Origin of the sequence: Acidovorax sp. NCPPB 3576, assembly GCF_028473605.1 — a bacterium.
Lineage (GTDB): Bacteria > Pseudomonadota > Gammaproteobacteria > Burkholderiales > Burkholderiaceae_C > Paracidovorax.
Map to the genome: position 1 here is coordinate 3,931,435 of NZ_CP097267.1, position 22,999 is coordinate 3,954,433.

Below are 22,999 nucleotides of genomic sequence, written 5' to 3' on the forward strand. Positions count from 1 at the left end.
GAGCCCCGGAGGGCGTCGGGCGAATGCGGTGGGCGGCAACCCTCACCCAGGGGTTGGCACCTTGCTGCGCCATGCCAGCGCGGCCATATAGCCAGGCGGCACCGTTAGCGCCATGGCTTCGAAGCCAGTCCATTGCGGCACCGTGCTTTCCACCGCCCATCGGCCCTGCCGATCGGGATGGATGCCCACACAGCGCAGATGCTCGGCAATGCCCACGCCAATGGCTTTGAGAACCGCTTCCTTGCCCACCCAGCGCTGATACAGGGCGTGCTGCGGATCGGCCGCCTGCGTGACCGAGGCACCCTCTTGCTCAGTCAGAATGGTCTGCGCCAGGGAGTCGATGTCCAGCCCATCGCGGCACTGTTCGATGTCGATGCCCACGGCACTCACAGCGCCAGGGTCCGCCAAGGCGATCAAGGCATGGGTGCCCGAATGCGACACGTTGAACAGGGGCATCTCACCATCCAGGTCCACGAAGGGCTTGCCATGGGCGTCCTGCGCCAGCGGCACATCGGCAGGACCACAACCCAGGCGGCTTGCCAACAGCTGCCGGGTGGCTACCCGGGTCGCGGAAAAGCGAAGCCGGTCGGCAACCCGCAAAAACCGGCTCGCCCGTGCGCGCTCGGCCGCGCTCAGCACCTCGTCGTGCGGCGCTTCTTCGCTTGCCAGATCGAAGTCGAGCCGGTAGGCCTCGATGCCCTGGGGCAAGGGCTCAGGCAAGCGCTGCAGCGGCATGCGGGCCTCCAGCAGTGGTCTGGGACAAGCGGCCCACAAGCGTCTCCAGAAAAGAAGGCTCCTGTTGCCGCAGAAAGAAGTGCCCGCCATCGAACCAGTCGAGCGTGCATGCCGCGCTGGACTCTGCCGCCCAGGCCTGCAAGCTCGCCGGATCGATGCGGTCCTGGCGGCCAGCAAACACATGCAGGGGCACAGGCAAAGCGCATGGCGAGGCATAGCGAAAGCTCTGGCACACCCGGTAGTCCGCTCCGAGCGCATCGAGGGTGAGGCGCAGCAGTTCTGCGCTCTCGAAAACCTCCTGCGGCGTGCCGCCCTGCTCGCGCAAGTCGGCAATCAGCGCGGCGTCGTTGTCTTTGCCCACGAACCGATTCGGATCGCGCATGGAAGGCGCCGAACTGCCGGACAGCAGCAGGGCCTGCGGCAACGGCGCGTCCAACTGCATCTGGCGGCTCACCAGACCATAGGCAAGCAAGGCGCCCATGCTGTGGCCGAAGACCACATACCGCCCCTGCATCGACTGCGCATGCTCGGCGCACAACTGCGCCACCAGCGCGTCGAAGTTGTCGACGAAACCCTCGGCCAGGCGCGCGCCGCGGCCCGGAAGTTCCACGGGCACGACCCGAAGCCACTGCGGCAGCAGTCGCCGCCACCGCAGATACATGGCTGCGCTGGCACCCGCACAGGGCAGGCAGAGCAGGTCGATGCGCTGTTCGATGGGCATCAACCGCTCACGGAAGAGGACGATGCACCCGCTTGTCCGTCCATCCACTCGCGCAGCGACCGGGGACGCATGTCCGTCCAGACCTGCTCGATATGGGCCAGCACCGTTTTCTTGTCGCCCTGCACACCCGCTACGGCAGACCAGCCGCTCGGAATGGCCTTCCAGTGCGGCCAGATCGAATACTGGTCTTCATCGTTGACCAGAGCAATGAAGGTTTCGTCGTCGCGGTCGAGGCAGCTGGTTGACATGGATTCGTCCTTGGTCAATTGAGTGGATGGCTGCACGACGGAGTCCGGCACGGACGCGTCATGCGCTTCTGCTCAACTAGACGCACCAGGGGCGAATCTGTTCACGGGACCGTGCGCCGCCAAGGGACAGCGCACTATCTTGCCCGCGCGAATGCAGGCAAAGACAGGATTTTCTACACAGAAGGAAACTGGCCGCGCGGCGCAAGCGGCCAGGCCAGGCAGATCAGTCCTGCGCCTTAGACCGTTCGTGCTGCGGGGCAATCTCTTCAAGGCCGACCACGGGTGCGGCCAGGCCGGCCAGCAGCCAAAGCCGTGCTGCCTTCTCGTACGCCGCGCGGTGCGCATCGTCGGCCAGCAGCCAGCGCGTCATTGCCTCGCGCGCCGCGGCATCGAAGTTCTCATGGTCATATTCGCGCTGCACCCAGTCCCACGCCACGGCCCAATGGGGGTCGGCTTGTGTCATGCCTCAAACTCGCTCGCGCCGAGGCGCATCGGTGGACCAACCGACCGGATGCGGATGCACCGGCCCTGGCTGACAGCCACCTTACCGCAAGAAGACCTCGCCGCGCAAAGCGCTTTTTTGGAAAGTGCGGAGTTTGATGGCGCAACGGCGTGAGGCTCAATCGTCCGTGAGCAGGTGGTGCAAGGCGGCAATGGCCTGGGTGGCCTCGGCAATCAGCCGGTTGACCAAGCCCAGTGCGCAACCCAGCGAGATGGCGATGTCGCGCTGCGTCATGCCGTCGAGCCGGTACAGCTGGAATGCCACGCGGGTTCTCGTGGGCAGGTCCGCGAGGGCTTTTTCGATCAGCCCTACCAGTTGCCGGTCGCGCATCAGACGGTCGGGCGACCCGGGCCCCGCCACCTCCAGGGCTTCGACATCCATGCCGGAGGCAACGCAGTTGCGCTCCACGGCCTGCCGCCGGCAATGGTCGAGCGCCAGATTGCGCACCACCTGGCAGCAGTAGCCGATGGGCTGGTCGATCTTGCGCTCGCTCGCACCGCCGACGATGCGCAGATAGGCGTCCTGCACGATGTCGTCCGCCAGATCCATCGTGCGAACGATCTTGTGCGCCACGCGCAAAAGCTGCGCGCGATTGGCCACGAACACCTCTCCGAGCGACGGCCCGGACGAATGCAAAGACATGTACAGCACCTCCCAGTGAACTGAATAAATCGCCATGGTCCGGGGCGGCTGGCTGCCTTATCCCTGGCTTATCCCAGGCCCGGCAGCTCGCCCCACCACCCGCCCCTCGTCGCCATCAAGTGCCAAAAGAGCAAGCGGTCATTTCATGAACTATTTCATCGATCATCCATGAAATGTTAATGAGAATTATTATTAATTGGTGACAGAAAGAAACCGCGAATCCGCGGTGACTGACCTTGCCCATGAAGACGTGTGAGCGGGGGAGATGAAGACAGGGGGTGGCGCAAACGCAAGTGCCCTGTTGAATGGCCCCAGCCAGGAGATGCGCCGAACCACTGCAGCGGCGCGGTGATCGCCTCGGCGCCCGCCCCGGGAGACCGTGGCAGCCCGCACCCCCACGGCGAGCCCGGAAAATGTGGGCGACGCCCCGCTCCCAGCCCAGGCCGAGAGCGCTGATTTCAGATGTTTGCTACCAAATATATAGCAACACAGGTAAGCAATCCGCCGGCATGAGAGGCTTTTGACTGCGAATTGCAGCCAGTCGCCCTTCTTTGCCGCTTCGGCCTACCCCTGCGCGCCCTCGTCATCCCCTTCGTCATCCGGAGCGGCCTGCCGCTCGTGCACGGCCTTCATGGCCGGGCGCGCCAGCACCTCCACATAGAAGGCATCCGCTCCTTGCGCCGCCGCGGTGCCTACGCGATCGATCAGTTCGGCCAGCGGTACGGTTTCCGCAGACTCCTTCGTCAGGCCGAAGCGGCAGTCGAAGTCCCAATAGTTCGATCCGGCCGGCAGCTCGCGCTTGCGTTCGCGGCGCAGGTATTGCCGGATTTCATGCTTGACGGCATCCAGAACACGCTCGCGCTGCTTGTTGGGGGAAATGAGGGTGAAGTTTTTTCGCATGGGCGATGGTAGCCCCAGTGGGTCGTCCGCCATGCCGCGCCACCGCATGGGTGCCATGCGAAAAAACTTGAATCCGTTGCAGCACCGTCCCCGTACCCCCACCACAGGAAGACGGCGGAGGCGATCCGTGGCATGCAGTGCCGGGCATCGGCCGGCCCCGCTTTCCTGCCTCTCCGGCAACGGCTCCCTGCCGCTGGACCGACATGTGACCTTCGTGCTCCGCACACTACCAGGAACCACCATGATCGACCTCCCTGCATCGCCCCTTGAAATCCTGCAACGCCGCTCCGACAAGCTCAAAGCGCGTCGGATGTTCTTTCGCAAGACCGGGGGCTTTGCCGCCGGCATGGCGGGAGGGGCCATCCTGACCGCGTGCGGCGGCGGTTCGGGCCCGGCCGTCGGCGCCGACGCGCCCACCGATCCGGAGATCCTCAATTTCGCGCTGAACCTGGAGTACCTGGAGGCGCAGTTCTACCTCTACGCCACGACCGGCGCCGGCCTGCCCGATGCGCAGACCACCGGCACGGGCACGCGCGGCACCGTGATCGGCGGCACCAAGGTGCCCTTCTCCGACCCGGTGGTGGCGGCCTACGCCAAGGAGATCGCCGCCGACGAGCTGGCCCACGTGAACTTCCTTCGGGCCGCCCTGGGATCGTCCGCAGTCGCCATGCCGTCGATCGATGTGGGTGGCACCGACCCGAACGGTGCCTTCTCCAAGGCGGCACAGGCCTCGGGGCTGATCCCGGCCGGTACGGCCTTCAATCCCTACAAGGACGACCTGAGCTTTCTGCTGGGCGCGTTCATCTTCGAGGACGTGGGCGTCACGGCCTACAAGGGCGCTGCGCCACTGATCCAGAACAAGACCTACCTGGAGGCCGCCGCGGGCATCCTGGCCGCCGAGGCCTACCACGCGGGCCTGGTGCGCACCGTGCTGTATTCGAAGGGCATCGACGCCCAGGCGGCGGCGGGCAAGATTTCCGACGCGCGCGACACCCTGGACAACTCCAAGGACCTGGACCAGGGCATCGCGCCCGATGCCAGCGGGGCATCGAACATCGTTCCGCTGGACGCCAACGGCATCGCCTACAGCCGCTCTCCGGACGATGTGCTCAACATCGTGTATCTCACGCCCAACGCGGCCAGCCAGGGCGGGTTCTTCCCGGCCGGCGTGAATGGCAGCCTGCGGCTGAGCAGCGTGTACATGTAGCCGCCCGACGGCACCGCCACGGCGCCGTGCCGCCGTGGTTTCCGCACACCCCGCCCATCCTTGCAGGAGTCCTTGCCATGCCATTGCCTTCCCATGATCCGGCGAGCCATGCCGAAGTGCCCATGCATCACGCCCTCTCCTGGCGCCAATGGCTGGGGCTGGGCATCGTGGCCACAGGCGCGGCCATCCTCGGTGCGCAGGCCATGGGTGGCTTGGTCAGCGGAGACGACCGGATGCGCGGCGCCCTGCTGGGCGGGCTCATGGCCGCGGCAGCGACGGCCCTGGGCACACTGCCCGTGCTGCTGTCGCAGAAGTTCTCGCAACGCACGCACGACACCATGCTCGGCTTCGGCGCCGGGGTCATGCTCGCGGCCAGCGCGTTCTCCCTCGTCATTCCCGCCCTGGCCGCGGCGAAGTCCCAGGGCGCCGGGCCTTGGGGCGCGGGCAGCATCGTGGGCGCGGGCATCCTGGGCGGTGCCCTGTTGCTGCTGCTGATCGATCGCGCCGTGCCGCACGAGCATTTCGTGAAAGGGCTGGAAGGCCCGCAGGCACGCGCCATCAAGCGCGCCTGGCTCTTCGTGCTCGCCATCACCCTGCACAACCTGCCCGAGGGCCTGGCCATCGGGGTGGCTTTCGCCGGCCCGGACGGCGTGGGCGCCAAGGCACTGGCCGCGGGCATCTCCATCCAGGACGTGCCCGAGGGCATGGTGGTGGCGCTGGCCCTGCGCGGCGTGGGCTACGGCCGCTGGATGTCCGCAGGCCTGGGCGTGGTGTCCGGCCTGATCGAGCCGGTGGCGGCCATCATGGGCGTGGCACTGATCGGCCTGTCGGCCAGCCTGCTGCCCTGGGGGCTCGCCGCGGCCGCAGGCGCCATGCTGTACGTCATCAGCCACGAGATCATTCCGGAATCCCACCGCAAAGGCCACGAGGCCTTCGCCACGGGAGGGCTGATGCTGGGCTTCGTGGTGATGATGCTGCTCGATACCGCCCTGGGATGAATAGCCCATCCCGGCTTTGCAACGCTTTCTGCTGATGATCCGACCCTGATTGGTTTATTGAATTTTCAGTAAATCCTGAAAATTCAATAAACCCGAGGCACAATCGCGGCATGACACAGATCAAGCCGCTTCCCTCCTTGAACCGACAATTCGTGGCCCACTTCGGCGAAATGGGCAGCCGCTGGGGCATCAACCGCACCGTCGGACAGATCTATGCCCTGCTCTACCTCTCGCCACGGCCGGTCAACGCCGATGAGATCGCCGAAACGCTGGAGTTCTCCCGCTCCAACGTGAGCATGGGATTGAAAGAACTGCAGGCCTGGCGCCTCGTTCAACTGCGCCATCAGCCCGGCGACCGGCGCGAGTATTTCGAGGCACCACAAGACGTGTGGCAAATCTTTCGCACCCTGGCCGAAGAGCGCAGGCGCCGCGAGATCGAACCCACACTGTCCATGTTGCGCATGGCCTTGCTGGAAGAGCCCACCTCCGAGGACGAACGCCATGCGCAGCAGCGCATGCAGGAAATGCACGACCTCATCGACCGCCTGATGACCTGGTTCGACGACGTGCAGCGCCTCGCCCCCGAAACCGCGATGCAGCTCATGGGCATGGGCACTGCCGTCACACGCGTGCTGGAGTTCAAGGACCGGTTGACCGGCAAGGGCGGCACCGGCAAGCAGGGCGGAAAGGACCAGTGACACACCATGGACACGTTCATGCTTTCGCGAATCCAGTTCGCTGCCAACATCAGCTTTCACATCCTGTTCCCCACGATCAACATCGCGCTGTGCTGGTTCCTGGTGTACTTCCGGCTGCGCCACCGGGCGGCCGTCGGCACGCCGGCCGCGCTGGGCTGGGAGCAGGCCTACTACTTCTGGACCAAGGTCTTCGCGCTGACCTTCGCCCTCGGCGTGGTGTCGGGGGTGACCATGAGCTTTCAGTTCGGCACCAACTGGCCCGGCTTCATGGAGCGCGCCGGCAACATCGCGGGCCCGCTGCTGGGCTACGAGGTGTTCACCGCGTTCTTCCTGGAGGCGACGTTTCTCGGCATCATGCTGTTCGGCCGCCAGCACGTGAGCGACCGCGTGCACCTGATCGCCACGCTGCTCGTGGCCGGCGGCACCACCTTGTCGGCCTTCTGGATTCTGAGCCTCAACTCCTGGATGCAGACGCCCGCCGGGTTCGAGATCATCGATGGAAAGTTCCATGCGGTGGACTGGCTGGCCATCGTCTTCAATCCCTCTTTTCCCTACCGGCTGGGACACAAGCTGCTCGCCTCTACGCTAACCGCTGGCTTTCTGATAGCCGGCGTCAGCGCCTGGCAGTTGGTGCGCGGCACGGCCACCCGTGGCACCCCGCTGGCCCTGCGCGCCGCCATCGTCGCCGTGGCTGTGGCCATTCCGGCGCAGATCCTGATGGGCGACATGCACGGCCTCAACACCCTGCAACACCAGCCGGCCAAGATCGCAGCGATCGAAGGCATCTGGCACACCGAGAAAGGCGCGCCGCTCACGCTGTTCGGCTTGCCCAACGAAAAGGAGGGCCGCACCGACTACGCCGTGCAGATTCCCAAAGCCGCCAGCCTGATATTGGCGCACGACAGCGAGGCCGAACTCAAGGGTCTCAATGAATTCGCAGGCGCGCATCCGCCCGTGGCACCCGTGTTCTGGAGCTTCCGCGTGATGGTGGGCATGGGCATGCTCATGCTGCTGGTGGCTTGGTGGAGTGCGTTCGCGCTGTGGCGCCGGCGCAAGGCAGCCTCTCCCGTTGCGTCGCTTCCGCGCGCACTGCTGTTCACCCTCGTGGCGATGACGTTTTCTGGCTGGGTCGCCACGCTGGCCGGCTGGTACGTGACCGAGATCGGACGGCAGCCCTATCTCGTGTACGGCCTGCTGCGCGCCGCAGACACCGTGGCGCAGCACCCGCCGTCCACCGTGGCGATGTCGCTCGCCGCCTATCTGGCGGTGTACGCCACGCTGCTCGTGAGCTACATCGCCGTCATCAAATACATGGCCGAACACGCGGCCATGCCGACGCCCGCGGTCAGTCCGCCAGCGCCGCAAGCCGTTTGAGGTGCCCTCCATGGAAATGACCCTTGCCAATCTTCTGCCCCTCGCCTTCATGGCCGTCATGGGCCTGGCCCTGCTGGCGTACGTCGTGCTGGACGGCTACGACCTGGGCGTGGGCATGCTGCTGCCCTTCGCCACCGATGCCGAAAAAGACACCATGGTCTCCAGCATCGGACCGTTCTGGGACGCCAACGAAACCTGGCTGGTGCTGGGCGTGGGCGTGCTGCTCGTGTGCTTTCCGATGGCCCACGGCGTGGTGCTTTCAGCGCTGTACGCGCCGGCGACCGTGATGCTGCTGGGCCTCATCCTGCGCGGCGTGGCGTTCGACTTCCGGGTCAAGGCACGCGATTCACACAAGACGGCCTGGAACCGCACCTTCGCCACCGGCTCGCTGGTGACCACGCTCGCGCAGGGCTGGATGCTGGGCGCCTACGTGACCGGCTTCGCAGAGGGCCTGTGGCCCACGCTGTTCGCCGCCGGCATTGCCGCCACGCTGCCGGCCGCCTATTGCATGCTGGGGGTCGGCTGGCTGCTCATGAAGACCGAGGGCGATTTGCAGCGCAAGGCGCTGGCGTGGGGCCGCGCCGTGCTGTGGCCCATGGCGCTGGCGCTGGCCGCCATCTCGCTGGCCACGCCGCTGGTCAGCCACACGGTGTTCGAGAAGTGGTTCGCGCTGCCCCAGCTCTTCGTGCTGCTGCCCATTCCCCTCGCCTGCGCCGCGGCGGTCTTCGCCATCCACCATGTGCTGCACACGCCGCGCATCGTGAACGCGGGCTACGGCTGGATCGTGTTTGTCGCCACCGTCGCGGTGTTCCTCCTCGCGTTCTTCGGGCTGGCGTACAGCCTCTATCCCTACATCGTCATCGACCGCATCACGGTGTGGCAGGCGGCCAGCGCGACCGAGTCGCTCGTGGTGGTGGCGGTGGGCGTCGGCATCACCCTGCCGGCCATCATTGCGTACACCATCTTCATGTACCGGGTGTTCTGGGGCAAGGCGAAAGCACTGACGTACGGCCTGTGAAAACCGGCAGTCGCGCTGCCATCCCTTCCGATCAGCGTGCGCCGCAACTCCCCTCGGAGTTTGCGCCAGCCGCCCAGGCCATGCGCTGAAAATAAAGGCAGTCGCGGCGTTTGCGCCTACACCGGGCAGGCCAATTTGGCGTGCTGCCGAAATAACGATTGCATTTACGATTCGGCAGCATGAGCAGCAGCGAAAAGCCCCCCATACCCGGCCAGTGGCAAGCCTACGTGGCCGAAGGCGCCCCCAGCGAAGTGTCTGACCACCGGGACGACATCTTCTTTGCGGCCATCGAAACCACCCGCATGCCGATGCTGGTGACCGATCCCCGCCAGCCCGACAACCCCATCGTGTTCTGCAACCGGGCCTTCGTGGCCATGACCGGTTACGACATCGACGACATCATGGGCCACAACTGCCGCTTCCTGCAGGGCCCGGGGACCGACCGCAACACCATCGCCGCCATTCGCGAAGCCGTCGGGGAGCGTCGCGAGATTTCGCTGGAACTGCTGAACTACCGCAAGGACGGCTCTTCGTTCTGGAATGCATTGTTCATCTCCCCCGTCTATAACAGCCGGCGCGAACTGGTGTATTTCTTCGCCTCGCAGTTGGACGTGAGCCGGCGCCGCGACGCCGAAGAAGCCCTTTCTCAGGCGCAAAAGATGGAAGCCCTGGGGCAGCTCACCGGCGGCATCTCCCACGACTTCAACAACCTGCTGCAGGTCATGTCGGGGCACCTGGACGTGATGCGGGTCAAGAACCGCAACAACCGCTTGGCGCTGCAGGACATCGACCGCTCCATCGACAGCATCCGCAGCGCAGTCGCCAAGGCCTCCACGCTGACCCAACAGTTACTGGCGTTCTCGCGCAAGCAAAAGCTCAAAGGGCGGGTCGTCAACCTCAACAACCTCGCCAGAGGCATGGCCACGCTGGCCGAACGCACGCTCGGCGAAGCCATCGAGATGGAATATGTGCTGGGCGAAGACATGCCCAACTGCGAACTGGACAACACGCAGCTCGAAGTGGCGATGCTCAATCTGTTGCTCAATTCCCGTGACGCCATGCCCAACGGAGGCCGCATTCGCGTGGAAACCAAAGGCATCGATCTCAGCGCGCAGGACGGAAACGCTTTCTCAGGACTGCAGCCTGGCCGCTACGCCACCATTTCGGTGACCGACACCGGCACCGGCATCCCGACCGAAGTGGTGTCGCGCGTGATGGACCCTTTCTTCACCACCAAGGAAGAAGGCAAGGGCACAGGCCTGGGCTTATCCATGGTGTATGGGTTTGCCAAGCAGTCGGGCGGCGCCGTCACCATCTATTCGGAAGTGGGCCTGGGCACGACCGTCCGCATGTATTTCCCTGCGGTCCACGGCCGTCCCCATCCAGAGCTGGCCGAATCGCTGTCATCCAAAAGCCGGGGAGGCAACGAAACCATTCTGGTGGTGGACGACCGGGTCGAGGTGGCCGACCTGGCGTGCGCCATGCTCGAAGGGCTGGGCTACAAGGTGCATGTGGCCCACAGCGCGCATGCCGCGTTGGAGCTGGTGCGCTCGTTGCCGCAGCAGGCGCTGCCAGACCTGCTTTTCACCGACGTGGTCATGCCCGGGGGACTCAACGGCTATGAACTCGCCCGGGAACTGCGCAAGACCGTCGCCGGCATCCATATTCTCTTGACCACCGGGTTTGACCGCGACATGGGCAGCCTGTCCAACGTGGCCCCGACCGAGTTCGAGATCCTGAAAAAACCCTACCGGCTGGCAGACCTTGCACGCAGCGTGCGCATGGTGCTGGATGGCGCCACAGGCAACAAGACCTGAGCCACTGCACACTGGCATCCGGGCGCGGCGGCGCGGCGGTTACTCGTTAAATTTCCCGCGCCAGGCGATCCAACGGCAGCGCGCCTGCGTACAGGGAGCAGGCCGCACATTTCGACGCGACAGCCCAGGAGCCGCACATGCCCAGAAGTACCGCCAATGCCATCCGACGGGCCGAGCAAGGCGCCGTGCCCGATGCGTTCGCCCACCGCGAAGCGCCCTGCCCGTTCGATGAGCGCGAACCGTCACGGCACCGCCCACTCGCCGCAACAGCATGAACACCTCGGCAACCGTCACCTGGGCCTTGTACAGTCTCGCCTGGGCCCTGTCCGTTTCCGCCCTCACCTGGTTGGGGAGCCTCGCCCGCAAGGACGCCAGCCTGGCAGACCGGGCGTGGCCTGTGCTCATTGCCGGCTGCGGGGCGGTGTACTGGGCGTTGGCGCCCACCGTGGGCGCCAGAGGCATCGCCCTGTTGCTGCTTTCGGGCGTTTGGGGGCTGCGGCTGTGTGCGTACATCACGCGGCGCAATTGGGGGCACGGAGAGGACCACCGCTACCGTGCCATGCGCGAACGCAACCGCCCGAACTTCGCGTTCAAAAGCCTGTACCTGGTGTTCGGCCTCCAGGCCTTGCTGGCGTGGATCGTCTCGGCGCCGCTGCTTGCCGGCCTGGCCGCAACGCCGGGCGCACTGAGCGTGATCGACTGGATCGGCATGGCCCTGGCCGTCTTCGGCATCGTATTCGAAGCGGTGGGCGATGCCCAGATGGCCCGCTTCAAATCCGACCCGGCCCATGCGGGGCAGGTCATGGACCGGGGCCTGTGGCGGTTCACGCGCCACCCCAACTACTTCGGTGAAGCCTGCGTTTGGTGGGGCATCTGGCTCTTGGCGGTGGGCGCAACCGGGTGGGCAGGCGTCTGGACCGTGGTTTCCCCCTTGCTCATGACGGTCCTGCTGCTGCGCGTCTCGGGTGTGGCGCTGCTGGAGAAAGACATCGCAGAACGCCGCCCCGCTTATCGCGACTACATGCTGCGCACCAACGCCTTCATTCCGGGCCCGCCGCGCACGAAAGCCCGCCGATGACTTGTCGCCCCTCCCTTCTTCGCACACGACCTGCGCTGTGCGCCACCGCGCTGCTTTGGGCCACGTCTGCCGCCCCCGCTGCCGCGGCGATGCCGGCAGCGGGCGAGTGGAAATTCCAGGTGACGTTGGACGGCGAGCCGATCGGCGAACACCGTTTTCGCCTCATGGCGACTGCGGCCGAGCAACGCACGCTGACCAGCGAAGCGCGTTTTACCGTCAAGCTGCTCGGCATCACCGTGTACCGCTACCGGCATGACGCCCGCGAACTCTGGCGCAATGGCTGCCTTGAAGCCCTCACGGCGCAGACGCAGGACGACGGCAAGGTCACCCCAGTGGACTTGCGCTTTCCCGCACCCGGCAGCGCCTTACCGCCGAGTGAAGGCATGCCTGCATGCGCCATGAGCTTTGCGTATTGGAACCCGGCCATCCGCAGCCAGACGCAGTTGCTCAATGCCCAGACGGGCAAGGTCGATGCGGTGCAAATGGCGCGGCAGGACGAAGGCTCCATCGATGTGCGCGGCGAAACCGTTGCCGCGGTGCGCTGGCGCATCACCGGGCCGCCCCAACCCATCGATCTTTGGTATGCCGCCGACGGCGCGTGGATCGGCCTCGATTCCACCGTGGGCGGCGGCCGCAAACTCAGCTACCGATTGAAATAACCGAGCCCCAGGAGAAACCCATGATGATCCGCCCCCTTGCCGTCGCTTACGCCTCCACCGCCCTCGTCTTTTTGGCGCTCGACGCCGTATGGCTCAGCACCATGGCCGACCGCCTTTACCGCCCCGGCATCGGGCACCTCATGCAGGACAAATTTTCGGTGGCGCCTGCCGCGTTGTTCTACCTGATCTACGTGGCCGGCGTGGTCGTGATGGCCGTGCTACCCGCGGTGGAGCAGCGCAGTTGGGTGTCGGCACTGGGCATGGGCGCTCTGCTGGGATTCATCGCCTATGCGACCTACGACCTGACCAACCAGGCGACATTGAAAGACTGGCCGTGGAGCGTGACGATCGCCGACATGTGCTGGGGCGCCTTCGTCACGGGTGCTGCCGCCACGGCGGCCTGCCTGGCCACCCTGCGTTGGGGCGGCCCACTGCGCTGATCTCACGGCATCGCGCCCCAGGCAGGGGCGCGGTCCCGATCACATCCCAGCGAGCGCGCCAACCCAGCGCGCGATGGCGCCATCGAAAACCACCCGGCCCTCGATGCCCGCAAGACAGATGCACTCGCCCCCCGGCTCCACCACCGGCTGATGGTGCACCTGCGTGTCGGCACCATCGAAATCCCCCGGGCCGAACAGCGCACGTCCATCGTGGAAGGCGCCATGCAACACCTGGGTCCACTCGATTTCGCTGTGCGTGTGCTGCGGCAAACGCTTGCCTGCACCGATGCGCAGCAGCAGAACATTGGCTTTTGCATCGCCAGGCAGGGTCACGCGGCTCCAGCGCATACCAGGGCCCAGCCAATGCCAGGGCGACACCTGGCAGGCATCGAGCGCATCCGGCCAGAAAGCGCCTTCAGGCCAGGACGCGGGGCGCGTCGATGCCCGGCGGGTGGAATCACGGCCGTGGCGATGCGCAGAACCGTCGATCGCAGCCAGGGTGCGCGCCAAGGCATCGGGCTCCAAGGTGGCCGGGGAAATGGCGTCCAGCATGGCCCCGCCTAACATTTCGAGCGTGCAAAGTCGCTCTCGGCAATGCGCGCACATGGCCACATGCGCCTGGATCAGCAGCGATGCGGCCGCCGGCAAGTGCCCGGCGGCCTGGGCCAGCAGCACGTCGTCTGCGGGATGGTGTTGGATCGTCATGGCTCAAGGTGGCCGAGCAACCGGCGCAAATGGTTCATCGCCAGGCGAACGCGAGACTTCACGGTGCCCAGCGGAATGCCCAGATCCTGCGCGATCCGGGCGTGGGGATGCTCTTCGAAGAAAGACAGCCGCAAGACCTGCGCCTGATCGGGCGACAGCTGCTGCAGGGCACGCTGCACTTCGCTTTCTTGTTGCGCGGCGTAGCAGTGCTCATCGAGCGGCGGCGCAGTGTCGGGCAACTGTTCGGCCTGCCCTTCGTCCAGCTCCAGCGCCAGATTGGATCGGCGCCGGAAATAATCCACCCGCAGGTTGCGCGCAATCGTGAAAACCCAGGTGGAAACGCCGGCGTGGGCCGGGTCGAACAGGTGCGCCTTGCGCCAGACGCTGACCAGCGCCTCCTGTGCCAGGTCTTCCGCCACGCTCTCCGGGGTGCCCAGACGCACCAGGTAGGCCTTCACGCGCGGCGCGAAGTGCTTGAACAGCGCAGCGAATGCCTGGCGGTCGCCCTGGGCGGCCACTGCCTGGACCAGGGCGCTCAACGCGTCTGCCGTCAGATGGGCTCCTAACGTGTTTGGCTGGGTCACGATCGACAGGTAGGGAGGCCAGGATTTTCGAGGCCTGGAAGGTCGCTCTGAGGGCTGGCGGGCGGTGGTCATGCTGCTCTTACGCAACACCCGGCGGATTAGATCACGTCCATCTGGTGGAATCCAAACGCGTGGCCGATGCGTATACCGACACAATACCCCGCGAGGAGACTTCGAGGATGAAGAAATGACAATCCATGCGGCGCCCGCGCCCGCATCGCGCCCCCATACCGTCCCATCGGGGCGTGCACTTGACGTGGCCGTGATCGGCAGCGGCATTTCCGGCCTGTCGGCAGCGTGGCTGCTCGCGCAGCGCCACCAGGTCACGCTGTTCGAGGCCGATCACCGGCCTGGCGGCCACAGCCACACCGTGCAGGTGCCTGGCCCTGACGGCGACATCGCCGTGGATACCGGCTTCATCGTCTACAACGAGTCGGCCTACCCCAACCTGACCGCGCTGTTCGCCCACCTGCAGGTCGCCACCCTGGCCACCGACATGTCCTTCGGCGTGAGCCTGGATGGCGGTGCGCTCGAATACAGCGGCTCGGGCTTCGGTGGCGTTTTCGCGCAGCGCAGCAACCTGCTGCGCCCGCGTTTCTGGTCGATGCTGCGCGACCTGGTGCGCTTTTATCGCCAGGCGCCGGCCGACGTGCACCGGCTCGACGACCTCTCGCTCGATGCCTACCTCGACCAGCACGGCTATGGCCGGGCCTTCCGCGAGGATCACCTCTATCCCATGGCCGCGGCCATCTGGTCCACGCCCGCGGCACGCATCGGCGAATACCCCGTGAAGGCGTTCGTGCGCTTTTGCGAAAACCACCACCTGCTGAACCTCGGGCACCGCCCGGCCTGGCGCACCGTGCAAGGCGGCAGCCAGCGTTACGTGCAAAAGCTCACGAATGTGCTCGGGCAGGGGATGCACCTGGAAAGTGCAGCCATCGAAATACGGCGCACCGCAGAAGGCGTTTATGTGCGTACAGGCGATGCGCAGGAGTCGCGGCGCTTCGATCAGGTGGTCATCGCCACGCATGCCGACCAGGCCCTGCGCCTGCTGCCGGATGCCAGCGAAGCCGAGTCCACGCTGCTCGGCGCCTTCGGCTACAGCCGCAACCGCGCCGTGCTGCACAACGATCCGGCCCTCATGCCCCAGCGCCGTGCCGTTTGGTCCAGCTGGAACTATGCGGCCGAGCGCGAGCGCAGCGAGGCCCTGAGCGTGACCTACTGGATGAACCGCCTGCAGCACATTCCGGACACGACCCCGCTGTTTCTCACGCTCAACCCAACGCAGGAGCCGCACCCCCGCCACCTGCTGCACACGCAGACCTACGAGCACCCCATCTTCAACGGCGCCGCCATGCGGGCCCAGCGATCGCTGTGGACACTGCAGGGCCAGCGCCGTACGTGGTTCTGCGGCGCCTACTTCGGTTCCGGCTTCCATGAAGACGGCCTGCAGGCCGGCCTTGCCGTGGCCGAGGCCCTGGGCGGCGTGCGCCGGCCCTGGAACGTGGACAACGAGTCCGGCCGCATCCATCTGCCGGCCCACGCAAGCGCAACGGCGCACCAGGGAAACACACCGTGACCGGCCAGTCCGCGCTCTACGCCGGCCGCGTGATGCACCAGCGGCTCAGTCCCGCCCGGCACCGGCTGCAGTACCGCGTCTTTTCGCTGCTGATCGACCTCGACGAGTTGGCTGGCCTGGACCGCCACCTGCGCTTGTTCTCCGTCAACCGCTTCAACCTGTTCAGCCTGCACGAAAAGGACTACGGCGGCGCCGACGGGCTATCGATGCGCGAGCATGTCGATGGACAACTGGCGCAAGCCGGACTGGCAACCGGCGGCCGAATCCAAATGCTGACCATGCCGCGCATCCTGGGCTATGTCTTCAACCCGCTGACCGTGTACTTTTGCCACCGGCCCGACGGCGCGCTCCAGGCCCTGCTCTACGAAGTCAGCAACACCTTCGGCGAGCGTCATAGCTACCTCATCGCCGTGCCCGAAGCGCAGCAGCACGCCACCCGCATCCGTCAGTCGTGCGAGAAGGACTTCCATGTGTCGCCCTTTCTGGGGCTGTCGATGCGCTATGCCTTCGACGTGGCTCTTCCGGCGGCGCAGCGCGACCACCTGGGCATCGGCATCACGGCCAGCGATGCGAGCGGCCCGGTGCTGGTCGCCCGCTTCCACGCGCGCCGCCGAACCCTGAGCGACCGTGCCCTCGCCCGCACCTTCATCACCCACCCGCTGCTCACGCTCAAAGTGATGGGCGCCATCCACTGGGAAGCGCTCAAGCTCTGGGTCAAAGGCGTGCCCCTGCACTCCAAGCCGCCCGCCCCGGCCCTGCCCGTGACCATCATCAAAGCCAAGGACCTATGACCCTCCCTACCCCCTCCACCGGACTCCCGACGGACGGCACCCAGGCGGTCGCGTCGGCGCCCCACCGGACCACCTGGCGGTCGCGGCCCCTGCAGCGCGTGCTGCGCCGCCTGCTGACCAACGTGAGCTGCGGCACGCTGACCGTGGAACTGCCCGGAGGCGAGCGTGCTGAAGGCCGCGGCGCCGAGCCCGGCCCCCACGGCACCATCGTGCTGCACCGCTGGCGGCCGCTGTGGCGCCTGGCCGTGGGCGGGGACCTGGGCCTGGCGGAGAGCTACCGCCAGGGCGAGTGGTCCAGCCCCGACCTGGCCGCCCTGCTGGAGCTGGGCGTGCGCAACGAGGCCGGCTGGGGCCGTGCGCTGCAGGCCAGCCTGCCGGCGCGGCTGCTGGCACGGCTGTTCCATCTGCGCCGCGCCAACACCCGCCGGGGCAGCCGCCAGAACATCGCCTTCCACTACGACATGGGCAATGACTTCTACGCCCAGTGGCTGGACCCGGACATGCTCTATTCCAGCGCCATCTACGCCACCGGCCAGGAATCGCTGGAGCAGGCGCAGCAGGCCAAACTGGCCCGCATCGCGACCCTGCTGGCGCCCCAGGCCGGCGAGCGCGTGCTGGAGATCGGCTGCGGCTGGGGCGCCCTGGCCATCGCCCTGGCCCGCGACACGGGGGCCGCCGTGACCGGCCTCACCCTCTCGTCCGAGCAACTGCGCCATGCCCGCGAGCGCGTGCGCGAAGAAGCGCTCACGGAACACATCGACCTGCGGCTGCAGGACTACCGCGATGTCGAAGGCCAGTTCGACCACATCGTCTCCATCGAAATGCTGGAAGCCGTGGGCGAGCGCTATTGGCCCGCCTACTTCGAGACGCTCAAGGAGCGGCTGCGCCCCGGCGGCCGGGCCGTGGTGCAGGTCATCACCATTGCCGACTCGCATTTCGAGCAGTACCGCAACACCACGGACTTCATCCAGCGCTACATCTTCCCGGGCGGCATGCTGCCGTCGCCCTCACGGCTGCGGCAAGCGCTGGCCAACGCCGGCCTGGCGCTGCAGGCGTCGGAAACCTTCGGCGACAGCTACGCAACCACCCTGGCCGAATGGCGCCACCGCTTTTTAAGCGCGTGGCCCACCATCGAGCCGCAGGGCTTCGATGCGCCGTTCCGGCGGCTGTGGGAGTACTACCTGTGCTACTGCGAAGCCGGTTTCAGCACCGGGCGGGTGGATGTGGGTCTGTACACCATCGTGCATGCGGCACCTGCCGACGCGGCCCAGGCCACGCAAAAAGCCCCGCTCCACCAAGGTTGAACCGCGCACCCCCACCGCCCCGCACGGCGGGGTGCGTGCCAGAATCGCGCCATGCTTGCCCACACGGCTTATTCGGCCCATGCCGCCCTCGTTCCCCGACGCTCCGACGACAGCACGATGGGAACGCTGTACCGCGCTGCGATCGGCCCGATCAACGCCGACTATTACCTGCCCGCCTTCGAGCGCCTTGACATCGCAGGGCGCCCGCTGCCGCGCTGGAACTGGGCTGCAGCGCTTTGCACGCTGAATTGGCTGGTGTTCCGCCAACTGTGGGGCGCGGCTCTGGTTTACGTGGCGGCCCTCGAAGGCGTGGCCCTGCTGGTGTTTGCGCTGGGGCAAACCGTGATGCAGTGGCCGCTTCCCGTGCTGGCGGGCGTGCTGCTCGCTCTTTTGCTGGCCGCCACGGTGGTGCCGGGACTCTACGGCGACGCCATCTTCCATGCCGATGTGCGCAAGCGGATCACCAAGGCGTTGTCGGCCTCGGCCACCTTGCCCCAGGCGGCCGAATGGCTCACCCGCCACGCGGCGACCCGGCGACGGCTGGGATGGATCGCCGCCGCCAATGGGGCGCTGGCGGTCGCGGCTCTCGCGCTCTACCTGTGGATACCCTCGGGGGCATCGCTCGCCGGGCTGGGGGGGGATAACAGCCCCGCAGCTGCACCCAAGCCAGGCGCCTCAACGAACGCCATCGGAATGGTGCCGGCCTCCGTGCCGGGCCCAGCGGCAGCGGCGGCATCAAACGCAGCCGCACCCAGCGCGGTGATGGCGCCGCAAGCATCGGCGCCGGCCTCGCTGCCCACCGCCATCACCGCTTCTGCCCCCTCGCGCAGTGCGGCCCCTGCCGCGCAACCAGCAGCCAGTGCGATCGCGAGCGCGCCCGCCACGCCGGCCTCTGCCGCTTCGCTGCCGGCAAACGCACAGAAACCTCAGGCACCCGTGCGCGCGCCCACCGCGTCTGCGGCCACATCGCCGGTCACGACAGCTCCCACCTCAACGCCCGCCACAGCGCTGCAGGCTTCGGCCCCTTCCACCCGGAGCGCGACGCAAGCGGCCTTGCCACCATTGCCGCCGCCAGCCACGCGCGCCGCTTCTTCTGCCGCACCCGCAACGGCAACCATGCCAACGCAGACTCCCGCAGCATCGGCATCGGAACCGGCGCAAGCCCCTGCGGCTGCATCGAAAACCGCTCCCGCCAGCCGTGCAGCACCGGAAGCGGCGAAACCCAGGGCCTCCGCGCCAAAGCCGCCTGCGCCACGTGCCGCAACGGCATCGGAGAAAGCCGCGGCACCAGCCGCCAGCACGACCAGCGCCAGCGCAGATCCGGCACCCGAGCGCCGCCTGTACATCAACGTCGGCCTTTTCGCCGACCCGGCCAATGCGCGCCGCGCCCACGCCAGGTTGCGCGAGGTGGGCTTGCCAGCCACGTCGCAACCCATCACGACATCGGGCGGCCAGAAGCTGTTGCGCGTGCGGGTCGGGCCGTTTGCCTCCGCTTCGCAAGCCAACGCCGCCGCAGCCAAAGTGCGCGACCTGGGGCTGGACGCCTCCGCCGCCGCGCTGCCCGCCCCGGCGCAGGAATGACCCCGCGATCCCCCACCGCGGGACGGCCGGCGCGTTACCACTGGTGACCCGGCCGCAAAAACCCTGCGCTAAGGTGTTCGCCTTCCCTTCACCAACGACAATCGCTGATCCACCATGTCCCAACGTTCCCTGACGGCCTTCGCCCTCGCCGCCGCCGCTCTGCTGGCAGGCTGCACCACCAACGCCCCCTGGGGCAGTTCCACGCCGAGCACCAGCAGCACGGGCGCGCCCGTGGGCGGCCTCTGCAGCGGCCCGCCCGCGCAGATGGTGGTGGGCCAGAACAGCACGGCCAAAGTGGTTGAAGAGGCGCGGGTGCGCTCCGGCGCGCAGATGGCCCGGGTGCTTCGCCCCGACCAGATCGTGACCAAGGAATTCGACGCCACGCGACTGAATCTGCAGGTGGATGCCAACGGCCGCATCGTCGCGGCACGCTGCGGCTGACCTTCACCGCCTGGCGTGAGTTGGCAGCATGGGCCGGCGACGATCCAGGCGCCCCGGCCCTGCGCCGTCAATCCGCCAGGAACAGCGACTGCAGGTCGTTCAGGAAGTCGAAGCCCCGCTCCGTCGGGCGCACGCGCACCATGTCACGTTCGATGAGGCCCTTGCGCTCGGCCTCGTCCAGCGCCTTGGCAATCGCAGTCAACGGCAGGCCCGTGCGGGCCATGAAGTCCTGCAGCGCAAACCCCTCGCGCAGGCGCAGCGCGTTGAGCATGTATTCGAACGGCAGGTCCGCCCGGCGCACCTCGTCGTCCTGCGCCACCGCATGGCCCGCCAGCGCGTGGTCCATGTACCGCCCCGGGTCCCGAAAGCGCACCTGCCGAACCACGCGGTGGGCAAAGCTGATCTTGCTGTGCGCACCGGCGCCGATGCCCAGGTAGTCGCCGAACTGCCAGTAATTGGTGTTGTGGAAGCAGCCGTGGCCCTCGCGCGCATAGGCCGAGATTTCATAGCGCTGCAACCCCGCCTTTCCCGTCATCTCGGTGATGCGGTCCAGCATGGCGTAGGCCTGGTCGTCCTCGGGCACCACGGGCGGAAATTTGGCGAACAGCGTGTTGGGCTCGATGGTCAGGTGGTAGATCGAGATGTGCGGCGGCCCCAGCGCCAGCGCGGTGCGCATGTCCTGCTCCAGGTCGGCGAGCGTCTGGCCCGGCAGGGCGTACATGATGTCTAGGTTGAACGTCTCGAACGACTGCGCAGCCTCTTCCACGGCTGCCAAGGCCTGGGCTCCGTCATGCACCCGCCCCAGCGCCTTCAGGAAGCGGTCGTCGAAGCTCTGCACCCCGATCGACAGCCGCGTCACCCCGGCCGCGCGGAAGGCGCGGAACCGGTCTTTCTCGAACGTGCCCGGGTTGGCCTCCATCGTGATCTCGCAGTCGGCCTCCAGGCGCAGCCGCGCGCGCAGGCCGCCGATCAACTGGTCGATGGCGGCGGGCGAGAACAGGCTGGGCGTGCCCCCGCCGATGAAGATGCTGTGCACCGTCCGGCCCCAGATCAGCGGCAGCGAGGCTTCCAGGTCGGCCATCAGCGCGTCCAGGTAGCGCTGCTCGGGCAGGGCCTGCGCGCCGCCCCCCTCCCGATATTCATGCGAATTGAAGTCGCAGTAGGGGCACTTTTTCAGGCACCAGGGCAGGTGCACATACAGCGACAGCGGCGGCAGGGTGCCCAGCTGCAGCACGCCCGGCCGCATGGAGTGCTGCACGTCGCGCACGGGCGCCGGCGCAGCCTCGGCCGAGGCATCGGGAACGATGGGAATGGAAAGGGACACGGCCAGGAATCTCCGAAAAGGCGCGAGCGCCTCAGAACCAGCGCTCGCGCATCAGCGCCAGCATCTGCTGCGCCGAACGGCCCCGGTGGCTGTGGGCATTCTTCACCTCCACCGGCAACTCTGCGAAGGTCTTGCCGAACTCGGGCACGACCATGATCGGATCGAATCCGAAGCCCTGGCTGCCACGCGGCTCGCGCGCGATCTCGCCCGTGACACGGCCCACGGCGATCAGCGGCTCCGGGTCCTCGGGCGTGCGCACCGCCACCAGCGTGCTGACCATCGCCGCGCGTCGCTGGTCGATGCCCTGCATCTGCTCCAGCAGCGCGCGCACGTTATTCGCGTCGCCCTTCTCGTAGCCGAACTGCGTCGCGTAATAGGCTGTGTCCACGCCGGGCAAGCCACCGAAGGCATCGACGCACAGGCCGGCATCGTCGGCCAGGGCCGGCAGGCCCGTGTGCTGCGCCGCAAAGCGTGCCTTGGCCAGCGCGTTCTCCACGAAGGTGCGAAAGGGCTCGGCCGCCTCGCCGACGCCCAGGTCCGACTGGCGGACCAGCACGACCCCGAGCGGGGCCAGCAGGGTTTGCAGTTCGGCCAGCTTGCCCTGGTTGTTGGATGCGAGTACGAGTTTCATGGTCAAAAAGGCCTTCGGCGCATATTTATCTAGGGCGTACAGCTATCAAATTAATAGCAATTGCTGTTTCTGCGGTGCCTGTGAGCAGCCAAGCGCAGGAAAGATCTCTCCAGCCCATCCGCCGCACGGGAGTTCGGGGTTGCCCTGGCAGGCATCAGGGGATGATTTTCGCGAAATATTCATGTATCAGAATGGCCGCCACCGCCTATCCCCCTGGCAAAATTCGCTATGCAATCAGTAGCGCCTGCTGCTGCAGCGCCACCAGTTCGGCCACGCCCTTTTCGGCCAGGGACAGCAAGCGGTCCATCTCCTGGCGGGTGAACGCCACGCCTTCTGCCGTTCCCTGCACCTCCACGAAGTGGCCGGCGCCGGTCATCACCACGTTCATGTCGGTATCGCAGGCCACGTCTTCCACGTATTCCAGATCGAGCAGCGGCGTGCCCTCCACGATACCGACCGAAATGGCGGCCAGCGCCCCGGTGATGGGCGATTCGGCCAGCTTGCCCCGCGCGATCAGGTACGCGACCGCATCCTGCGCAGCGACCCACGCGCCCGTGATGGCGGCGGTGCGCGTGCCGCCATCGGCCTGGATCACGTCGCAGTCGAGCTGCAGGGTGCGTTCGCCCAGGCGCTTCAAGTCGAACACGGCCCGCAGGCTGCGGCCGATCAAGCGCTGGATCTCCTGTGTGCGGCCGTTTTGCTTGCCGCGGGCGGCCTCGCGGTCGCTGCGGGTATGGGTGGAACGGGGCAGCATGCCGTATTCGGCCGTCACCCAGCCCTCGCCGCTGCCGCGCTTGTGGGGCGGCACGCGCTCTTCCACCGACGCGGTGCACAGCACTTTGGTGTTGCCGAACTCGATCAGCACCGAGCCTTCGGCGTGCATCGTGTAGTGGCGGGTGATGCGCACCGGGCGCAACTGGTCTGCGGCGCGGCCGCCCGGGCGGGTGAAAGAGGTCATGGAATGGAGGGGGTAGGAAAACGAAAACAGGGCGGGCGGACGGCAGGCCCTGCGCAGTGTGGCA

General features: G+C 66.8%; 26 protein-coding genes. 15 read left to right on the plus strand and 11 right to left on the minus strand.

Annotation, left to right across the window (positions count from 1 at the left end; genetic code table 11):
* Positions 1-42 precede the first annotated feature (42 nt).
* The 6 genes from M5C98_RS17930 to M5C98_RS17955 all read right to left on the minus strand — a co-directional run bounded on the left by M5C98_RS17930 (position 43) and on the right by M5C98_RS17955 (position 3,748).
* Entirely contained in the window at positions 43-735 is a 693-nt protein-coding gene (locus M5C98_RS17930) for a 4'-phosphopantetheinyl transferase family protein (RefSeq protein WP_272548812.1), read from the minus strand.
* Positions 713-1,450: a thioesterase II family protein gene (locus M5C98_RS17935; protein ID WP_272553328.1), complete on the minus strand. Its 738-nt coding sequence runs from the start codon at positions 1,448-1,450 to the stop codon at positions 713-715. Before M5C98_RS17935 ends, M5C98_RS17930 begins: the two co-directional genes overlap by 23 nt.
* Before the next feature lie 5 nt (positions 1,451-1,455).
* Positions 1,456-1,704: an MbtH family protein gene (locus tag M5C98_RS17940; RefSeq protein ID WP_272548813.1), complete on the minus strand. Its 249-nt coding sequence runs from the start codon at positions 1,702-1,704 to the stop codon at positions 1,456-1,458.
* A 223-nt stretch (positions 1,705-1,927) separates the two neighbouring features.
* Positions 1,928-2,167 carry a DUF4880 domain-containing protein gene (locus M5C98_RS17945; RefSeq protein WP_272548814.1) on the minus strand — a complete coding sequence of 80 codons (240 nt, stop codon included), beginning with the start codon at positions 2,165-2,167 and terminating at the stop codon, positions 1,928-1,930.
* 156 nt (positions 2,168-2,323) lie between these two features.
* On the minus strand, positions 2,324-2,848 hold the full coding sequence (locus M5C98_RS17950; protein ID WP_272548815.1) for a sigma-70 family RNA polymerase sigma factor: 525 nt from the start codon (positions 2,846-2,848) through the stop codon (positions 2,324-2,326).
* Positions 2,849-3,412: 564 nt separating this feature from the next.
* On the minus strand, positions 3,413-3,748 hold the full coding sequence (locus tag M5C98_RS17955) for a DUF6172 family protein (RefSeq protein ID WP_272548816.1): 336 nt from the start codon (positions 3,746-3,748) through the stop codon (positions 3,413-3,415).
* Positions 3,749-3,989: 241 nt separating this feature from the next.
* Here M5C98_RS17955 and M5C98_RS17960 point away from each other — a divergent pair, with 241 nt between their 5' ends.
* From M5C98_RS17960 to M5C98_RS18005, 10 genes are all read left to right on the plus strand, one after another.
* Entirely contained in the window at positions 3,990-4,955 is a 966-nt protein-coding gene (locus M5C98_RS17960) for a ferritin-like domain-containing protein (RefSeq protein WP_272548817.1), read from the plus strand.
* Between the two features lie 122 nt (positions 4,956-5,077).
* Positions 5,078-5,953, plus strand: coding sequence for a ZIP family metal transporter (locus tag M5C98_RS17965; protein WP_272553329.1), 876 nt, complete (start codon positions 5,078-5,080; stop codon positions 5,951-5,953).
* A gap of 110 nt (positions 5,954-6,063) precedes the next feature.
* Positions 6,064-6,651, plus strand: coding sequence for a GbsR/MarR family transcriptional regulator (locus M5C98_RS17970; protein ID WP_272548818.1), 588 nt, complete (start codon positions 6,064-6,066; stop codon positions 6,649-6,651).
* A gap of 6 nt (positions 6,652-6,657) precedes the next feature.
* Positions 6,658-8,025, plus strand: coding sequence for a cytochrome ubiquinol oxidase subunit I (locus M5C98_RS17975; protein ID WP_272548819.1), 1,368 nt, complete (start codon positions 6,658-6,660; stop codon positions 8,023-8,025).
* Between the two features lie 16 nt (positions 8,026-8,041).
* Positions 8,042-9,043 carry a cytochrome d ubiquinol oxidase subunit II gene (locus tag M5C98_RS17980; protein WP_442867293.1) on the plus strand — a complete coding sequence of 334 codons (1,002 nt, stop codon included), beginning with the start codon at positions 8,042-8,044 and terminating at the stop codon, positions 9,041-9,043.
* A gap of 179 nt (positions 9,044-9,222) precedes the next feature.
* Positions 9,223-10,860, plus strand: a complete 1,638-nt coding sequence (locus M5C98_RS17985; protein WP_272548821.1) for a histidine kinase famiy protein — start codon at positions 9,223-9,225, stop codon at positions 10,858-10,860.
* A gap of 137 nt (positions 10,861-10,997) precedes the next feature.
* Complete coding sequence (locus M5C98_RS17990; RefSeq protein WP_272548822.1) at positions 10,998-11,135, plus strand: hypothetical protein; 138 nt, start codon at positions 10,998-11,000, stop codon at positions 11,133-11,135.
* Positions 11,132-11,938, plus strand: coding sequence for a DUF1295 domain-containing protein (locus M5C98_RS17995; RefSeq protein WP_272548823.1), 807 nt, complete (start codon positions 11,132-11,134; stop codon positions 11,936-11,938). The genes M5C98_RS17990 and M5C98_RS17995 overlap by 4 nt, the downstream gene beginning before the upstream one ends.
* Positions 11,935-12,597, plus strand: a complete 663-nt coding sequence (locus tag M5C98_RS18000; protein WP_272548824.1) for a DUF6134 family protein — start codon at positions 11,935-11,937, stop codon at positions 12,595-12,597. Before M5C98_RS17995 ends, M5C98_RS18000 begins: the two co-directional genes overlap by 4 nt.
* Positions 12,598-12,617: 20 nt before the next feature.
* The gene (locus M5C98_RS18005; protein WP_272548825.1) at positions 12,618-13,037 is read left to right on the plus strand and encodes a DUF2177 family protein; all 420 of its coding nucleotides are present in this window, start codon (positions 12,618-12,620) and stop codon (positions 13,035-13,037) included.
* 39 nt (positions 13,038-13,076) lie between these two features.
* On the opposite strand, the gene M5C98_RS18010 is transcribed toward M5C98_RS18005, so the two are convergent.
* Both M5C98_RS18010 and M5C98_RS18015 read right to left on the minus strand, forming a co-directional pair.
* Entirely contained in the window at positions 13,077-13,742 is a 666-nt protein-coding gene (locus M5C98_RS18010; RefSeq protein ID WP_272548826.1) for a ChrR family anti-sigma-E factor, read from the minus strand.
* The gene (locus M5C98_RS18015; RefSeq protein WP_272548827.1) at positions 13,739-14,326 is read right to left on the minus strand and encodes a sigma-70 family RNA polymerase sigma factor; all 588 of its coding nucleotides are present in this window, start codon (positions 14,324-14,326) and stop codon (positions 13,739-13,741) included. Before M5C98_RS18015 ends, M5C98_RS18010 begins: the two co-directional genes overlap by 4 nt.
* A gap of 187 nt (positions 14,327-14,513) precedes the next feature.
* Between M5C98_RS18015 and M5C98_RS18020 the strand changes: the two genes are divergently transcribed.
* From M5C98_RS18020 to M5C98_RS18040, 5 genes are all read left to right on the plus strand, one after another.
* The gene (locus M5C98_RS18020; protein ID WP_272548828.1) at positions 14,514-15,905 is read left to right on the plus strand and encodes an NAD(P)/FAD-dependent oxidoreductase; all 1,392 of its coding nucleotides are present in this window, start codon (positions 14,514-14,516) and stop codon (positions 15,903-15,905) included.
* The gene (locus M5C98_RS18025; RefSeq protein ID WP_272548829.1) at positions 15,902-16,696 is read left to right on the plus strand and encodes a DUF1365 domain-containing protein; all 795 of its coding nucleotides are present in this window, start codon (positions 15,902-15,904) and stop codon (positions 16,694-16,696) included. Before M5C98_RS18020 ends, M5C98_RS18025 begins: the two co-directional genes overlap by 4 nt.
* A complete protein-coding gene (locus M5C98_RS18030; RefSeq protein WP_272548830.1) occupies positions 16,693-18,000 on the plus strand; it encodes an SAM-dependent methyltransferase in 1,308 nt (435 codons plus the stop codon). The genes M5C98_RS18025 and M5C98_RS18030 overlap by 4 nt, the downstream gene beginning before the upstream one ends.
* A gap of 51 nt (positions 18,001-18,051) precedes the next feature.
* The gene (locus M5C98_RS18035; RefSeq protein ID WP_272548831.1) at positions 18,052-19,581 is read left to right on the plus strand and encodes an SPOR domain-containing protein; all 1,530 of its coding nucleotides are present in this window, start codon (positions 18,052-18,054) and stop codon (positions 19,579-19,581) included.
* 114 nt (positions 19,582-19,695) lie between these two features.
* Entirely contained in the window at positions 19,696-20,022 is a 327-nt protein-coding gene (locus M5C98_RS18040) for an I78 family peptidase inhibitor (protein ID WP_272548832.1), read from the plus strand.
* Positions 20,023-20,089: 67 nt separating this feature from the next.
* Here M5C98_RS18040 and hemW read toward each other — a convergent pair whose 3' ends face one another.
* The 3 genes from hemW to rph form a co-directional block, all read right to left on the minus strand.
* On the minus strand, positions 20,090-21,346 hold the full coding sequence (gene hemW, locus M5C98_RS18045) for a radical SAM family heme chaperone HemW (RefSeq protein ID WP_272548833.1): 1,257 nt from the start codon (positions 21,344-21,346) through the stop codon (positions 20,090-20,092).
* A 31-nt stretch (positions 21,347-21,377) separates the two neighbouring features.
* Positions 21,378-21,977 (minus strand): RdgB/HAM1 family non-canonical purine NTP pyrophosphatase, encoded by a 600-nt coding sequence (rdgB, locus tag M5C98_RS18050; RefSeq protein WP_272548834.1) that lies wholly within the window; start codon positions 21,975-21,977, stop codon positions 21,378-21,380.
* Between the two features lie 226 nt (positions 21,978-22,203).
* On the minus strand, positions 22,204-22,935 hold the full coding sequence (gene rph, locus M5C98_RS18055) for a ribonuclease PH (RefSeq protein ID WP_272548835.1): 732 nt from the start codon (positions 22,933-22,935) through the stop codon (positions 22,204-22,206).
* Between the last annotated feature and the right edge of the window lie 64 nt (positions 22,936-22,999).

Excerpts from the sequence above, each read along its gene's own strand:
- M5C98_RS17955 (WP_272548816.1), bottom strand. The coding sequence starts at position 3,748 with ATGCGAAAAAACTTCACCCTCATTTCCCCCAACAAGCAGCGCGAGCGT.
- M5C98_RS17960 (WP_272548817.1), top strand. The coding sequence starts at position 3,990 with ATGATCGACCTCCCTGCATCGCCCCTTGAAATCCTGCAACGCCGCTCC.
- M5C98_RS17945 (WP_272548814.1), bottom strand. The coding sequence starts at position 2,167 with ATGACACAAGCCGACCCCCATTGGGCCGTGGCGTGGGACTGGGTGCAG.
- rdgB (WP_272548834.1), bottom strand. The coding sequence starts at position 21,977 with ATGAAACTCGTACTCGCATCCAACAACCAGGGCAAGCTGGCCGAACTG.
- M5C98_RS18035 (WP_272548831.1), top strand. The coding sequence starts at position 18,052 with ATGCTTGCCCACACGGCTTATTCGGCCCATGCCGCCCTCGTTCCCCGA.
- M5C98_RS17980 (WP_442867293.1), top strand. The coding sequence starts at position 8,042 with ATGACCCTTGCCAATCTTCTGCCCCTCGCCTTCATGGCCGTCATGGGC.
- M5C98_RS17965 (WP_272553329.1), top strand. The coding sequence starts at position 5,078 with ATGCATCACGCCCTCTCCTGGCGCCAATGGCTGGGGCTGGGCATCGTG.
- M5C98_RS17940 (WP_272548813.1), bottom strand. The coding sequence starts at position 1,704 with ATGTCAACCAGCTGCCTCGACCGCGACGACGAAACCTTCATTGCTCTG.
- M5C98_RS17950 (WP_272548815.1), bottom strand. The coding sequence starts at position 2,848 with ATGTCTTTGCATTCGTCCGGGCCGTCGCTCGGAGAGGTGTTCGTGGCC.
- M5C98_RS17985 (WP_272548821.1), top strand. The coding sequence starts at position 9,223 with ATGAGCAGCAGCGAAAAGCCCCCCATACCCGGCCAGTGGCAAGCCTAC.
- M5C98_RS17930 (WP_272548812.1), bottom strand. The coding sequence starts at position 735 with ATGCCGCTGCAGCGCTTGCCTGAGCCCTTGCCCCAGGGCATCGAGGCC.
- M5C98_RS18040 (WP_272548832.1), top strand. The coding sequence starts at position 19,696 with ATGTCCCAACGTTCCCTGACGGCCTTCGCCCTCGCCGCCGCCGCTCTG.
- M5C98_RS18020 (WP_272548828.1), top strand. The coding sequence starts at position 14,514 with ATGACAATCCATGCGGCGCCCGCGCCCGCATCGCGCCCCCATACCGTC.
- M5C98_RS18030 (WP_272548830.1), top strand. The coding sequence starts at position 16,693 with ATGACCCTCCCTACCCCCTCCACCGGACTCCCGACGGACGGCACCCAG.
- M5C98_RS18000 (WP_272548824.1), top strand. The coding sequence starts at position 11,935 with ATGACTTGTCGCCCCTCCCTTCTTCGCACACGACCTGCGCTGTGCGCC.
- M5C98_RS17975 (WP_272548819.1), top strand. The coding sequence starts at position 6,658 with ATGGACACGTTCATGCTTTCGCGAATCCAGTTCGCTGCCAACATCAGC.
- rph (WP_272548835.1), bottom strand. The coding sequence starts at position 22,935 with ATGACCTCTTTCACCCGCCCGGGCGGCCGCGCCGCAGACCAGTTGCGC.
- M5C98_RS17995 (WP_272548823.1), top strand. The coding sequence starts at position 11,132 with ATGAACACCTCGGCAACCGTCACCTGGGCCTTGTACAGTCTCGCCTGG.
- M5C98_RS17970 (WP_272548818.1), top strand. The coding sequence starts at position 6,064 with ATGACACAGATCAAGCCGCTTCCCTCCTTGAACCGACAATTCGTGGCC.
- M5C98_RS17990 (WP_272548822.1), top strand. The coding sequence starts at position 10,998 with ATGCCCAGAAGTACCGCCAATGCCATCCGACGGGCCGAGCAAGGCGCC.
- M5C98_RS18005 (WP_272548825.1), top strand. The coding sequence starts at position 12,618 with ATGATGATCCGCCCCCTTGCCGTCGCTTACGCCTCCACCGCCCTCGTC.
- M5C98_RS18010 (WP_272548826.1), bottom strand. The coding sequence starts at position 13,742 with ATGACGATCCAACACCATCCCGCAGACGACGTGCTGCTGGCCCAGGCC.